Origin of the sequence: Alistipes sp. ZOR0009 (assembly GCF_000798815.1) — a bacterium.
Classification (GTDB): domain Bacteria; phylum Bacteroidota; class Bacteroidia; order Bacteroidales; family ZOR0009; genus Acetobacteroides.
The window spans coordinates 20,297-34,921 of the sequence record NZ_JTLD01000036.1 but is presented as its reverse complement, the minus strand read 5'-3'; the positions used below and the strand labels follow the sequence as shown (position 1 = coordinate 34,921).

The 14,625-nt window shown below is 41.8% G+C and carries 13 protein-coding genes; 7 read left to right on the top strand and 6 right to left on the bottom strand.

Features of this window, described 5'->3' with window-relative positions:
- Window positions 1-412: 412 nt before the first annotated feature.
- The 5 genes from menB to L990_RS11595 all read right to left on the bottom strand — a co-directional run bounded on the left by menB (window position 413) and on the right by L990_RS11595 (window position 6,216).
- On the bottom strand, window positions 413-1,237 hold the full coding sequence (gene menB, locus L990_RS11615; RefSeq protein ID WP_047449299.1) for a 1,4-dihydroxy-2-naphthoyl-CoA synthase: 825 nt from the start codon (window positions 1,235-1,237) through the stop codon (window positions 413-415).
- A 14-nt stretch (window positions 1,238-1,251) separates the two neighbouring features.
- Entirely contained in the window at window positions 1,252-2,916 is a 1,665-nt protein-coding gene (gene menD / locus L990_RS11610; RefSeq protein ID WP_047449297.1) for a 2-succinyl-5-enolpyruvyl-6-hydroxy-3-cyclohexene-1-carboxylic-acid synthase, read from the bottom strand.
- 8 nt (window positions 2,917-2,924) lie between these two features.
- Entirely contained in the window at window positions 2,925-4,007 is a 1,083-nt protein-coding gene (locus L990_RS11605; protein WP_047449295.1) for an isochorismate synthase, read from the bottom strand.
- Window positions 3,988-4,434, bottom strand: coding sequence for a PaaI family thioesterase (locus L990_RS11600; protein WP_052180942.1), 447 nt, complete (start codon window positions 4,432-4,434; stop codon window positions 3,988-3,990). Before L990_RS11600 ends, L990_RS11605 begins: the two co-directional genes overlap by 20 nt.
- 495 nt (window positions 4,435-4,929) lie before the next feature.
- Entirely contained in the window at window positions 4,930-6,216 is a 1,287-nt protein-coding gene (locus L990_RS11595; protein WP_047449293.1) for a M64 family metallopeptidase, read from the bottom strand.
- Window positions 6,217-6,254: 38 nt separating this feature from the next.
- Between L990_RS11595 and L990_RS11590 the strand changes: the two genes are divergently transcribed.
- Window positions 6,255-7,562 (top strand): mechanosensitive ion channel family protein, encoded by a 1,308-nt coding sequence (locus tag L990_RS11590; protein WP_081981692.1) that lies wholly within the window; start codon window positions 6,255-6,257, stop codon window positions 7,560-7,562.
- 169 nt (window positions 7,563-7,731) lie between these two features.
- Here L990_RS11590 and L990_RS11585 read toward each other — a convergent pair whose 3' ends face one another.
- On the bottom strand, window positions 7,732-8,820 hold the full coding sequence (locus L990_RS11585; protein ID WP_047449290.1) for a DUF1573 domain-containing protein: 1,089 nt from the start codon (window positions 8,818-8,820) through the stop codon (window positions 7,732-7,734).
- A gap of 182 nt (window positions 8,821-9,002) precedes the next feature.
- On the opposite strand from L990_RS11585, the gene L990_RS11580 reads away from it, so the two are divergent.
- The 6 genes from L990_RS11580 (at window position 9,003) to L990_RS11560 (ending at window position 14,600) form a co-directional block, all read left to right on the top strand.
- Complete coding sequence (locus L990_RS11580) at window positions 9,003-10,184, top strand: M20 family metallopeptidase (RefSeq protein ID WP_047449288.1); 1,182 nt, start codon at window positions 9,003-9,005, stop codon at window positions 10,182-10,184.
- A 218-nt stretch (window positions 10,185-10,402) separates the two neighbouring features.
- Entirely contained in the window at window positions 10,403-10,570 is a 168-nt protein-coding gene (locus L990_RS19705) for a DUF362 domain-containing protein (protein WP_081981691.1), read from the top strand.
- Window positions 10,571-10,801: 231 nt separating this feature from the next.
- Window positions 10,802-11,449 carry a hypothetical protein gene (locus L990_RS11575; RefSeq protein ID WP_047449285.1) on the top strand — a complete coding sequence of 216 codons (648 nt, stop codon included), beginning with the start codon at window positions 10,802-10,804 and terminating at the stop codon, window positions 11,447-11,449.
- A gap of 1 nt (window position 11,450) precedes the next feature.
- Window positions 11,451-11,696 (top strand): (2Fe-2S) ferredoxin domain-containing protein, encoded by a 246-nt coding sequence (locus L990_RS11570; protein ID WP_047449282.1) that lies wholly within the window; start codon window positions 11,451-11,453, stop codon window positions 11,694-11,696.
- Window positions 11,697-11,698: 2 nt separating this feature from the next.
- A complete protein-coding gene (locus L990_RS11565; protein ID WP_047449279.1) occupies window positions 11,699-13,423 on the top strand; it encodes a [Fe-Fe] hydrogenase large subunit C-terminal domain-containing protein in 1,725 nt (574 codons plus the stop codon).
- Complete coding sequence (locus L990_RS11560) at window positions 13,413-14,600, top strand: SpoIIE family protein phosphatase (RefSeq protein WP_047449276.1); 1,188 nt, start codon at window positions 13,413-13,415, stop codon at window positions 14,598-14,600. Before L990_RS11565 ends, L990_RS11560 begins: the two co-directional genes overlap by 11 nt.
- The last annotated feature ends 25 nt before the right edge of the window (window positions 14,601-14,625 follow it).

Genomic DNA, 14,625 nt, shown 5'->3' with positions numbered 1-14,625 from the left:
GAACAGCTTCTTGTCCTTCCTGAATCTGTTATTTTATTCACAATAACTATTCCAGTAATGGGCAATTTTCTGTTTTTTTCTAGAAGCACGTCCAGTTGAAATGGATCTGCTAAAAGAACAATACAAAGGTATAAGTTAAAAATATCTTTTTGATTACAATATTTATGTTTAAAAGCACCATCAATTACATATCATAATAGGACTCCTTTTTTTATCACGTTAGCACAACAACACATTAAAACCTATAAACCAAACACTTGCAGCAAAAACACAAGAAAAGAGGAGATTAAAAATCCCCTTTACAGCCCTATAAATCCCCTATTACAGGGCAAATTGATGCAATAAAACATAAAAAGCCGAGGAATCTCGGCTTTTATCTATACTAGTAAGGAGTAGTCCTCCTTTTAGTTTACTATGGATACTTTGGAAACTTATGAAAATCTGGTTTCCTTTTTTCAAGGAAGGCATGCTTACCTTCTTGAGCCTCTGCTGTTAAATAGTAAAGAAGCGTTGCATTACCAGCAAACTCCTGTAGTCCTACCTGACCGTCAAGATCCGCATTCATTCCCAACTTAAGCATGCGAAGAGCCATTGGGCTATGCTGCATCATCTGGTGACACCAGTCCACCACCTCATCCTCGAGCTGATCGAAAGGAACAACCTTATTAACTAATCCCATTTGTAGCGCTTCCTGCGCGCTGTACTGACGGCAAAGGAACCATATTTCTCGAGCTTTCTTTTGTCCTACAATATCGGCAAGATAGGACGATCCTAACCCTGCATCAAAGCTACCAACCTTAGGACCTGTCTGTCCAAAAATGGCATTCTCAGATGCAATAGAAAGGTCGCAAACGATGTGTAGCACGTGCCCACCACCAATTGCAAACCCATTTACCATTGCCACTACGGGTTTTGGCATCGAACGAATTTGGCGCTGAACCTCCAGCACATTAAGGCGAGGAACACCATCTTTACCTACATAGCCACCAATACCTTTCACATTTTGGTCGCCACCAGCACAAAATGCCTTATCGCCAGCACCTGTAAGCACAATTACATTGATGCGTTGATCCTCGCGACAAATGTGTAGCGCGTCGCTCATCTCGCTAACGGTAGTTGGCGTAAACGCGTTACGATAGCGTGGACGGTTTATGGTAATCTTTGCAATACCTTCAAAGTAATCAAAAAGTATTTCCTCATACTCTTTAATTGTAGACCATTCTCTTTTATCAGCCATAGTCGTTGCTGTTTTTATTTTGTTTTAAGATGTTCAAAATATCCTTTGTAAATAGCAGCATTTACCTTAGATGGAGTAAAAATCTCGAGAAGCGTGGGCTGCTGCAAGGTACAATCGAAAAGTTTGGCAACCTGCATCTCTACCTCATCTTGGCTGCTTGCCGACAAATATCGCACGCCAAATGCTTTTGCAATATTCTCTACTGACTGGTTGTGGGAATATTCAATATGCTCCTCCAATGCATCCGAACGAGAAGGACCATCGATTAACCTAAAAATACCTCCTCCCGCATTATTAATTACTACAATCCGGCAATTAGGCGACAAGTAACGATTCCATAATCCATTCGAGTCATATAAAAAAGAAAGTTCTCCTATGAGAAGCACAGACAGTTCGGTTGTATTAACAGAATATCCTGCAAACGTAGACACGACACCGTCTATTCCGCTTGTTCCCCGATTGCTGAATACTCTAACATTATCGGGAAGCACAAACTGCTGCGCATAGCGAACTGGCGTACTATTTCCTAAATGCAGACTAATATTGCTTGGCATCGATTTAAATATGGCATTAAATACCGATAAATCAGAATAAGAAGCACGAGCAAGATACTCTTCCGCCATTGTCCCTATAACCTTACTCCGAATATTCCATACATTATTGTAAGTAAGATCGCCCAACTCTTCAGAAGCAATGGCCTCCACCAACGAGGTGGCATCTACATCTATCAAATTGGTTAACGATTGAAAGGTATCAACCACCTCTGTTCCTACATGCCAATGCGCAACAGGTCTATTTTTTCGCAAAAACAGCTTTAACTTCTTCGATACTATATGCCCTCCAACAGTCAGCAGCAAATCTGGCGCAAAACAGCTTTCTTCATCCCCTGTTAGGGATGTTAGAATCTGTTCGAGATAGGCTACAGACGAAGAAGAAGATAAATTTGCCGTATGTTCGGCGATGATCACCGTATCACCTCGCAGAGCAAGCGCTTTAATCGCTGCTGAAAATTTTTCATTTGGCAGGTGCTGCCCTACCACTAGCATTCGCTTTTTAAATCCTCCCCATGCCTCCAAATACGAAGAAGGAAGTTCCTTCCGTCCTTCCACTTTCTCAATTTTGCGAGCAACAGGAAGGTGTTCGGTTGTAAACTCGTAAAGCGGTTCTGAAAGAGGAATGTTTATATGAACAGGACCGATATCGCCAACGGTAAGAGCCAAAAGCCCTTCGTTGACAAGACGATTACAAAGCCATTTATCATCATCGTTATAAATTTCGGGAAGCGTAATACTCTTGCGAACAAAGTTTACAAGCACATTCTTTTGATTGATCGTTTGCCCATCAGCTTGGCCAATCCAGTGAATAGGACGATCTGCAGATATTACCAACAACGGCAACTTCTGATAGAATGCCTCTGCTGTTGCCGAGCTGTAGTTGAGTAGTGCCGTACCAGAGGTACAGCATATAGCAACCGGCTGGTGCAACTTAAGAATAAGGCCCAGCGCAAAATAGGAAGCGCTACGCTCATCCACAATTGTATAGCAGGTAAAAGATGGATGCTGATTTAAAGAATGTATAAGCGGCGCATTGCGAGAACCAGGAGAAAGCACTACATGCTTAACGCCATGCTCTAGCATCAAAGATAAAAGTTGCTGAATATTCTGCTTGTTAGAATACATTTTATCGTCTATGGTATTATAGAAAGTAGAGTCTGCAGCTTATGCTCCGTCTCTGCCCACTCCTTCTCTCCTATTGACTTGGAGGTTATTCCTCCACCGGCAAAAAGAATCAGCTGATTTTGGGTCACCTTCATGCACCTCAAATTTACATATAAATCAGTTTCCCGATTATTACTTATTACCCCCACAAAACCAGTATAGTAACTACGATCGTGAGACTCGGACTCTACGATAAAGCGCAACGAATCCTCTTTAGGAAGACCACAAACAGCAGGAGTTGGATGTAACGTTTCCACCAATTTCCCAAGATTTATATCTTCATTGCAGCTAAACGCAAATTGCGTTTTAAGATGCACCACGGCTCCAGCCTTTACAGTTATGGGACCTTCAATATCAACATTGTTAATTCCACATTTCGCAAGTTGATCTGCAATATAATCGGTCACCATCTGTTGCTCTTCCCTATTCTTTTCGTTCCATTGGTAATCGGAAATTCCGTTGACCACAGGCATTGTCCCTGCTAGTGCCACCGTTTGAAAGACCTCATCACGCCCCCTGAGTAGCAACTCGGGAGTGGCGCCAAGCCACAACCCACATTGAGGCGCATTTACCAAATAGGTAAACGCAGATGGGTAGGAGCTGTTGGCTTTTAAGAATAAAGATCCAACACTTTGTTCGTTACGTTCTACCACCTGCCTACGAGAAAGCACAAGCTTTGCAAATCGTTCAGCTTTTAGCTGCTCCATAAAGCAACTAAAGGTCTTACTATAGCAGGTAAAGGAGGTTGAGTTTTCGGATGTGAAAGAAACCAAACCCTTTCCATCAGCAGAAACATCTATATCCACATTAAAACCAGACGCTACCCTTCCCGAAGGGAAAAGAACAATCGGATTAGCCTCGCTAGCGTTGAAAGGCGCAAACACAAAACCGTGCTTACCATTCAGCTGATGATAGCCATCTAAAATAGCTGGTGCGTCTTCTACAACCAACGTTGGTTCTGTAGCATTTGGCAAAAAGTAGCAAGCAAAACTGATACCATGCTCCACCAACCTATCTAAAAGATGGGCGTATTTACTTTGAAACACTCCCATTATTATCCTTTATTATCATGTTGGTTACACGAATAACCGAAATTAAACGTTTCTCTTGATACACGTTTACATCCCAAATATGGGTAGTACGTCCTTTATGAACAATAGTCGCAATTCCAGTAACAAACCCAGAAGTAGCGCTAGAAATGTGGCTTGTAGAGAGCTGTATTCCTCTTGATGTTTCGTTATCACCATCGATCAGCAGCATAGAACCAAACCCTGATACGGTTTCGGCAAGCGCAATCGTTGCTCCACCATGAAGAATCTGCGCAGGCTGAATGGTGCGATGATCCACTGGCATCGTTGCAACTACCCTGCCTTGGTCAAATTCCGTAATCCTAATACCCAAATTATCAACCAGCGTTCCCTTCAGAAGTTCTTCAACCTGTTCGAGCGGAGTGTCAACGGTAATTTTAATATTTGCCATTCGTTTTCCTTATAATGCAGGGTAACAACAAGCGCCCCCCTTAGTTGTTGGATGAATCCCGTATTTCATAGCTTGCATCAAACGGAAGACAGAGCAAGACTACTGCTAGGCGCGTAAAAAACGGTGAACATAATCCATCCCGAATAATCGGCCAAAAATAGCTTATGTTTTCGAATTTACGCATCCATTTTAGTAAACATAAGAGAATGCCAAATGGCGATATAAAAAGGCAATCCGTTTCCTAGTTACTTCCCATGCTATCTAGCCCCCCCTAATACAGGTTTTAAAACGAATTGCTACAACTATATACCTAAAGGCTGATACTTTTAAGTACTATCTTTATAGAGCAACCTTACGTTGGTGCAACTTACTACATCCGCTCCTTTTGATAACATCAAAAAACAAACGTTCAACCAAACCATTATATATGAATATTTTGATTGAACGCTACAATTATGATAAAAAAGAGACAGCAAGCATCTCTCCTGCATCTATCTACTTTACGAAATAGTCTATTGCGTTAGAGATGGCCTGCTGGCATACCGGACAAAATCCATCTTTGGTGTTTACCCTCATTTGGCATTTATCAATTGGACGGTAAATCCCCTTTGACATATATCCACCTCCTTCATAAACTCCCAACTTTCGAGGCTGAGTAAGATCTACTGGCGTTGGGATTGGAGTGTTGGCTGGAAGCATATTTTTCCACTTAGCGCCAAAGTTTACCAATGTGGTAATATTAGGCTCCCAAGGCTCAACCTTTAGGTTGTAGAAATCTTCATAGGCTGTTTCCGAATCAAAATATTCGTCGCCCAATCCCGCAAACGAGTGGCCAAACTCATGAATCATCACCTCTCCTCTATAACGATTGTCGGACGACGCCATGGCATAGTAGTTGTAAATACCACCACCTCCATAAACCTCTGTATTGGTGAGGATGAAAATAGCATCAGTAGGCACATCCCAAACCACATCACGAACAGCTTTATAGTCGGAGGTAGTTAGGTATCGATCTGTTCCAAAAGTATAAAAGGTCGACGCCATGGGAGTACGACTCCAGTAGTTCTTGCCAGGATTGTCGGGTCCGACGCTTTCTGATGGCGACATCACAGCCCAAACATTGAAATCTCCCTTGCGCGATTTATATGGCTCGCGCTGAAAAAAATAGTCAACCATAAAACGAACATCCTTTTCAAACTTCGCCATTTGATCCTTAGTGTATCCCTCTGCAACAAAAACCATATCCACCTTATTTTCGGGAGTGCCTCCATCCACGATTTTCACCCTTGGATAGCTAGCCTTTGACTCCTTACTAATGAACATGCTAGCAGGATCTATGGTACTTTTTAGCATGGAAACCCATTTACCATCAGCCTTGTTACGTTCAAAAAACTCCACCTCAATAGTATTTTTAGGGTAAGGCATTGTAACAACCTGAGGGTAAGCCCTTGGTACAGACTTCGCCTCTAGCGTACTACGCCATTCCATAAATAAGGTACTAAATCCATAACGAAAAATTTCCGTCCCTGAAGCCTTGTCGTAAGCCCTAAACTGATACTCCCCATACTCAAAGGAAGGTATAAGGTTTGTTCGAGTTCCAGCCCAAATGGGCTCCTCCGAATATTTATCGATAAAAACTTTCTGGTAGCTGCAATCACCTGCCAACAAAAAATCTATACGTAAAGACTTGCTGGTGAAGTAATCATCGTAACGAATTTGAGCCTTCGATTCTGCTGTTAAAAAGGCACAAATTATTAGAATTAAAGGGAGTATTCTTTTCATTTTAATATTTTTGTGTAGTGTCTAAAAGTAAATAAAATATGAATTCATTATCAAAACAGGCCGAAATAGCAGCATCAGAAGGTGGAAATTTAATACATCAGTTTCAAGATCTCCTAGCAAAGTGGGGAGTTCCTGAAAGTATTATCATGTTTACCCGAGTAGCAGCAAGTGTCATTATCATCATATTCGTTGCCTACCTCGCAAAAGTTCTTACCGACGCGATTATTCTAAAAGTAATCAACCTAATTACCAAGCGCACCAAATCGCTTTGGGACGACTACCTTGTAGAACGTAAAGTTTTTAGGCGCCTGAGCAACCTGATACCCGCCCTAATCGCCTACCACCTAATAGAAATTGCCCTTACCGACTTCAACTCGATCTACTACGAAATTGTCCATGTAGTGATTAAATGCTACGCTATATTCGTCGTAATGTGGACGTTAGATGCATTCCTATCAGCAGCCAACGACATCTACATGACTACAGAAATGGCCAAAGATCGTTCCATCAAAGGTTATATTCAGGTTGGGAAGATTATCGTCTACTTTGTTGGATCCATCGTTATTATCGCGGTGCTAATTGGTAAAAATCCGTCATCCCTATTTTTAGGATTAGGAACATTTGCAGCTGTGCTAATGTTGGTATTCAAAGACACCATTTTGGGGTTGGTAGCCTCAGTTCAGCTGTCGGCTAACGACTTGGTAAAGATTGGCGACTGGATAGAGATGCCCAACAGAAAGGTTGACGGAAAAGTAATGGACATAAGCCTCACCTCTGTAAAGGTTCAAAACTGGGATTTTTCGATCAACTCAATTCCCACCTATGCGCTAGTTTCCGAGAGTTTTCAAAACTGGAGAGGAATGGAACTTGCAGAAGGACGCCGATTCAGAAACTCCATCTACGTAGATGTTAATACGGTACGCCTTTGTAGCGATGAGCTGCTTAAAAACTTAGAAAAGTTTCCAATTCTCCGCCCATATCTTGCAGAAATAAGAGCGAATATCGCGATTAACGAGGAGGTTGAGAACAACGGAGAACATGAAATCACCATGGGAACGCGCCCTTCAAACCTTAGCGTATTCCGAAAATATGTAGAGCTATCGCTTCGAAACAACCCTGAAATCAACCAAAACTTAGCATTGCTAGTTCGCTACCAGCTAACACTTGACAATGGAGTACCAGTAGAATATATCTGCTTCTCGAAAAAGAAAGACGCCAATGACTTTGAGGAAGTAAAATCGGCGATTCTTGAACATCTGTGGTCTGTTCTTCCAGAGTTTAAGCTATCTCCTTTCCAAAATCCAACAGGAAACGATTTTAGAGCGCTATTTGAGAAGAAGAGCTGATATAAAACGTTCGCAGCAAGTAAGATGTTTACTCTTTTACAGAGCAAACATCGGTCGAAATCTTAAAAGAACCTAGCATTGTAACCTTAGGTTCTTCACAAAAAGACAAGAGTCTGGTAAAACACCAGACTCTTGCTATTTTAACGAAAGACTAATCTTTCAAACTATACTACTTAGATACAACATTCCCGGTTAAACGAAGAATTACTGTTGGATTCTTCGGATCGTTTGTCAAAACGGTTACCGTTTTCCCCTGCCTGTTACTATAACCAGAGGTAGCAAAGCTAACCTTAATGGAACCAGACTCTCCAGCCTTTATAACAGTTCCGCTAGGAGCTACAGAAGTACAACCACAGCTTGTGTTTATTTTTCTGATAATAAGATTTGTCTTTCCTATATTTGAGAACTGGTACTCATGAACCACAAGCTTACCTTCATCAACATTTCCAAAATCGTAGGTGGTCTGATCAAACTTCACGGTTGGCATATTGGCCATATCAGCAGGTGTCATTTTTGAGTAATCCTCCTCAATTGTAGCGCTTACCGTAAATCGGCTATCATCCAACACTTTGCCATCAACCATCACGGTCATATTATCAACCACAAAACCCCAATCGTTCTTCTTTGCAGCATCGTATGTTACAACAATATTCCCCTTTTCATTTGGCTTGAGCGTAGACGGAACAACATCAATTTTTAAATGCGCAGGAATACCCGAAATTTTCACCGCAATAGCCTTGCTTCCTGTATTAATAATCCCCAACTTATTCGTCACGATATCATTCGGATTTATTCGGGTAAAAGGAAGGTGAGCAGTTGTCATTCTCAAGGTTCCAATGGCTCTTGGATATTCATCAGCAACATCTTTTGCTCTCTCCTTCACGGCCCCTTTAAGCGACAAAACCACCAAAGGCTTCGCTGCATTCGAGGATACAGTAATCGTTTTATCAATTGGACCTGGGCGATTTAATGGATCAAAAGTAACTTTGATATTCCCCTTCTTTCCTGGAAGAATTGGAGCCTTTGGCCACTCGGGTGTAGTACATCCACAAGATGAAACTACATTCGTCAAAATCAAAGGGACCTTTCCGGTATTTGTAAACACAAAAGAATGGGAAACGGGCCCGCCCTTTTCTTCAACCTGCCCAAAATCGAAAGATGTTTGAGTAAAAGTTATCACCGACTTGGGAGCCTGTCCAAATACCATCCCCACAAAAACAGGTAAAATTCCAACTAATGACAAAAACTTCTTCATCATATTCAACTATTTTTTAATGTAATAGCAAGGTTTTCATAGCTGATTCTTATATCATTTTGCTACATTTACAACCTATGAAACCCTCGTATTTAACTACTAACGCTGTTAGCGTACAAATCGTCTTGTAAAAGTAAGTAGATTTGCAATCAATTTTCAGCATTTGTAATTTTTAATGCTCTACAATGATAAACAAAGAACTGCTAAAGCACAATATCAACACCCACTTTAATTGGGCTGTAGGCCATAGGCGCCACCTGCATCAACACCCCGAACTTTCTTTCGAAGAGTACCAAACCTCAGCATATATAGCAAGCGTGCTCGACGAGATCGGTATACCCTATAACATAGTAGCAGAAACTGGAATTCTTGCGGTCATTGAAGGTGGTGAAAAGGGAAAAAGCATTGGGCTTAGAGCGGATATCGACGCACTTCCTATCCAAGAAGAAACCAACCTGCCTTTTGCCTCCTTAAAAAAGGGTGTTATGCATGCTTGCGGTCACGACATCCATACTGCCACACTACTATATGCAGCAAAAATACTTTGGGCTACTAGATCTGACATAAAAGGAACAATCTACCTGCTGTTTCAACCCGGAGAAGAAAGTTTCCCAGGAGGAGCCAGCCTAGTTCTTTCGTCGGGTATTTTAAATGACAAAAACATAGAAGCATTTGCGGCTCTCCACGTATCTCCTGAAATAGATGCGGGGAAAGTAGGACTCCGTCCTGGAATGTACATGGCCTCTGGCGACGAAATACATGTAGAGATAAAAGGAAAAGGGGGCCATGCTGCGCTACCTCACACCTTCGACGATACGGTCTTGGCCGCATCTAGCGTAGTTGTTGCGCTGCAGCAGGTAGTTGCCCGCAAAGGAGATGCGCGCATTCCATCGGTGCTATCCATAGGTAAGTTTATTGCCAACGGGGCCACCAATATTATCCCCTCCTCCGTAAAGCTAGAAGGAACATTCAGAACTATGAACGAGGAATGGAGAGAAAAGGCGCATCAGCATATCACTCAAATTATAGAACAAACCTGCAAGGCACATAACACAACCGCAATCGTAGATATCCGCAAAGGCTATCCGTGCTTAATTAACAACGCCTCCATCACCAATAAGCTCCGCAACTGTTTTATTGAAAATATCGGACAGGCAAATACGATTGATTTGGATATCCGAATGACCACGGAAGACTTTGGATTCATCAGCAACAACTACCCTTCTGTATTTTTCAGGCTTGGAGTTGGAGGTGTAAAAGAGTCGACAGGCGTACTCCATAATGGAGGCTTTATAGCGAATGAGGAAGCCCTAAAAACAGGAGCTTTGGCAATGGTACTCGCCGCCGAAACGCTTCTTGAGGAGTAGCCCACCAACGTTAGAATATAGGCGTTGGCATAGAACATCCTGATTAGCAAAAGATGAGATAAATAAAAAACCGGATGAACTAGCAATAAAAAGCTTCCGAAAAATTAAAATACCAACATGTTGGTATTTTTTGGTCGTTTTACTTTTGCTTTACCATAATTCAACTTAAATTTGTCGAAGCGTAAACCCTTATAAGTTTAACCAAATAATTAAAAGTAATGGCTTACAAAATTAGCGACGACTGCACCGCTTGCGGTACATGTATTGATGAGTGCCCAGTTGAGGCAATCTCTGCAGGTGATATGTACAAAATTGACCCTGAAGTTTGCACCGATTGTGGAACTTGTGCAGATGTTTGCCCAGTAGAAGCAATTCATCCAGCTTAGTCAATTCAATCAATGCACATAAAAATAGGCTTCGGCCTATTTTTTTTATACCCATATGTACTATTTTAAACCACTGTTTAATTTTAAAACACAAACAAAATTAAACATCTGTTTTATTTTTATACACATACTGATAACACAATAACAAATGCAATAAAACAACAAAAATACATACCTATCAATCAACATGTTGAAACCAATGGCACACCTATTGTTATTTTACAAACAGAAATGAGTACAATAGGTCACATACTTAATACTGAATTCCAAAAAAGAGCAACTCGCTATCTTACCTTCCTAAAATACTGGAAGGTAAAAGGGAGGTTAAACTTTGCACCCAGTGAAATGGCGATTGCTCTTAGCATCAAGAAGGATGTTGTACTAAAAGACTTACACCTGCTTGGCGTATTTAATATTACGGAAGAACAGCCAATAAGTAACGTGATAAATGTACTAGAAACCTACTTGGAGGTAAAACGCTACAGCGAAGTCTTTCTCATTTGTACCCGGACTCATGGGAAAGCAATTATTACAAGTAAAGCGTTAACAGAGCAAGGAATAAGGGTAGTAGCGGCATTTGACCCGTCAAGCAACTACGAACCTTACGAAATAGAGGGGGTAAAGGTTCTTGGTTGTGATAGAATCAACAGTCTCGCAGAGCGTATGCACATAACATTAATGGTTATTGCCACCAACAGGGAGATGAGCCAAACCGCAGCAAGTGCAGCAATAAAAGCTGGCGCCAAAGCAATCCTCAACACCACAGAGATAGATTTAACGCTTCCCGATGAGGTTTTATGTATAAAATCCACGGACGTAAGCCAGCTATCTGAAGGGATAAAAAGAATAAAAGAACTACTTGATAAACAAAAAAGGTAGCATGAAAAAGGTAGACGTTTTGATATGCCTAGGTAGCTCCTGCTTCTCGAGAGGAAATCGTGATTCTCTTGAGATTATCAAAAGTTATATTGCGGATAACCGCCTGAGCGAACAAATCAACTTCAAAGGAAAGCTTTGTTCTAACCTTTGCAGCAACGGGCCTACGCTTACCATTAACGGAATCGTATACCAAAAAGTAAGTGCGGCCGAGGCCATTAAGTTAATTGAAAAATCGCTAAACGCATAGCAATGAACAAGACTGCTCCTATCTATACTGAAGCCAACAACTGCCAAGATTGCTACAAGTGCATTCGGCAATGTCCTGTTAAGGCTATCAAGGTTGGCCTTGGAATGGCATCCATTATAGAGGAGCGCTGCATGTACTGCGGGCATTGCGTTACAATTTGTCCTGCAAAAGCAAAAAAAGTTCGAAACGACATCAGCAAGGCTCAAGCCATTTTACGTCACTCTAACAATGTGGTTGCATCCATTGCACCTTCCTATATCAGCGAGTTTCCTAACATTTCATCTACCAAAATAGTAAAAGCGCTAAAGATGCTTGGTTTTAAAGCAGTATCAGAAACCGCTTTAGGAGCAGAAGTTGTATCAAGGGAAACAGCAAGCTACATTAAAGATAAGGATAGTGGCGTATTCATCTCATCGGCATGCCCTTCTGTTGTCGAGCTCATCTGTAAATATTTCCCTCATTTAAGGGATTCTATAGTTCCGGTTCATTCTCCAATGCTTGCACATGGAAAGTTGATTAAGGAATGGTACGGAGATGATGTTCGTACAATATTTTTTGGACCTTGTATTGCAAAAAAGCGAGAAAGCGATGATTTTTCATCGATAATTGATGTAGCCCTAACTTTTGAAGATTTAAAAAGTTGGCTAGAAGAAGAAGGTGTCGACTTCGATCTTATTCCCGACACTGAAGATACATTCGAGCCCAATGTAGCCCATCTTGGTGCTATATATCCGCTTGACGGAGGAATGGTGGCTGGGGTTGCTCAAAATTCCGACTCCAACACGGCCATCTTTATGAATTTCTCTGGACCCGATGCCGTACGCCAAACCCTCCACAATATCGAAGGCTGGGATCCTCGCAAAAAACTGTTCTTAGAGTTACTGGCCTGCACAGGAGGTTGTATACATGGACCCGGAACCTCAGAAAAAGATTCAACCGCTACCAAGCGATATAAAATACAAACCGAGCTATTCATTAGAGATGCCAAGGCTGCTGCTGAAACACCACAAATTGATATTAGTCGTAGTTTTATCAGTATTTATCCAGTTCAAAAAAGGCAGCATGCCGAGGCTGATCTAACGGAATCGCTTAGCGCAATAGGAAAACTTTCGTCTAAAGATGAAATTAACTGCGGAGGATGCGGCTACGAAAGCTGCCGTGATTTTGCCGCTGCACTGCTTGATGGTAGAGCAGAACGCAACATGTGCGCATCATACATGCGCAAGGTTGCCCATGATAAGGCAACGGTACTCCTTCAAAAAATACCATCAGGGATTCTTTTGGTAGATGAAAACATGAAGGTTATCGAATCCAATAAAAGCTTTGCCAAAATGATGGGATCCGAAATCGAAATGATTTATGAGGCCAACCCAGGACTCGAAGGTGCAGCAGCAGCAAAGTTAGTCCCATTCCATAAACTTTTTTCGTCTGTAATAGCAACCGGAAATGACATCCTCGAAAGAGACGTGCGTTTTGACGGAAAAATATTAAAGGTTTCCGTATTTACGGTGCTGAAGCACAAGATTGTTTGTGGAATTATGCGCGACCTCATCAACCCAGAAGTTCGGAATGATGAAATTATTAAACGTACCCAAAAGGTTATTCAAGAAAACCTTGAAACCGTACAGAAAATAGCTTACCTACTTGGAGAAAACGCATCGAAAACAGAATCGATGCTGAATACCATCTTGGAAGCATACCAAATAGACGAAAGCCGTGAAGGATAGCCCATTTTTCATAGAGGTAGACATGTGGCAGAACAACTGCAAACGGAAGCCTGTATGCGGTGATGTTTTCCTTACTAAAAAAATAAAGGAGGAAAACAGAATTGTAATGGTTCTATCAGACGGTCTAGGAAGTGGTGTAAAGGCGAATGTACTAGCATCGTTAACCTCTTCAATGGCCGTTAACTACACCTTGCTTAAGGAGCCCATAGATAGGATTGCTCAGACCATAATGAAAACGCTACCTGTAGATAGCGAGCGTAAGATTAGCTATGCAACATTTACCATCGTCGATATCGAATCGGATGGAGAAACGCATGTGGTTGAATATGACAATCCATCTTACGCGCTAATCAGAAGAGGTAAAATCATCACTCCCGAAAAGGATGCGATCGTTCTTGGGGAGGAAAGCGGAAGAAAAAAGGTGATGTACCGCTCCCACTTCCATGCCAAAAAGGAAGATCGGATGGTGCTTTACTCCGATGGCGTAACCCAATCGGGAATGGGAACCATGCAAATGCCTTTTGGCTGGGGAGACGAAGAGGTTCAAAAGTTTATACTTAAAGAGCTAAAAGGGAAGCCCAACCGTTCTGCCACCGCATTATCCCGAAAGATTGTGCGTCAAGCCGAAATAAACGACATCTACATTCCCAAGGATGACACCACGTGTGCGGTTGTCTACTTCAGGGAACCTAGGCATTTGTTGATTTGTACGGGACCGCCATTTCACGAGCAAAAAGATAGGTTTTTGGCATCGATAGTTAAGTCGCACAATGGCAAAAAGGTAATTTGTGGAGGCACTACCGCTCAAATACTTGCCCGCGAATTTGGAGAGGAGATAGAGGTTAATATCAATATTGGAAAATCGGGGCTACCGCCATCATCGAGCATGCCTAGCGTAGACCTGATAACAGAAGGGATCTTAACAATTGGAAAGGTTGCCGAGATTTTAGAAAACTACGTCCCTGGCGACGCAGTTGGAGAGGGACCTGCTGCGGAAATTGTCAACCTTATCCTACAAAATGACATTATCGATTTTGTGGTAGGGACGAAAATAAACATAGCGCACCAAGACCCCAATCTACCCGTAGAGCTCGAAATTCGTCGAAACGTGGTAAAGCGAATTGTAAAGCTACTTGAAGAAAAATTTTTGAAAGAAGTAAAGCTGCAGTTTATATAAAGTAAAACCCAAAACTAACAGCAAC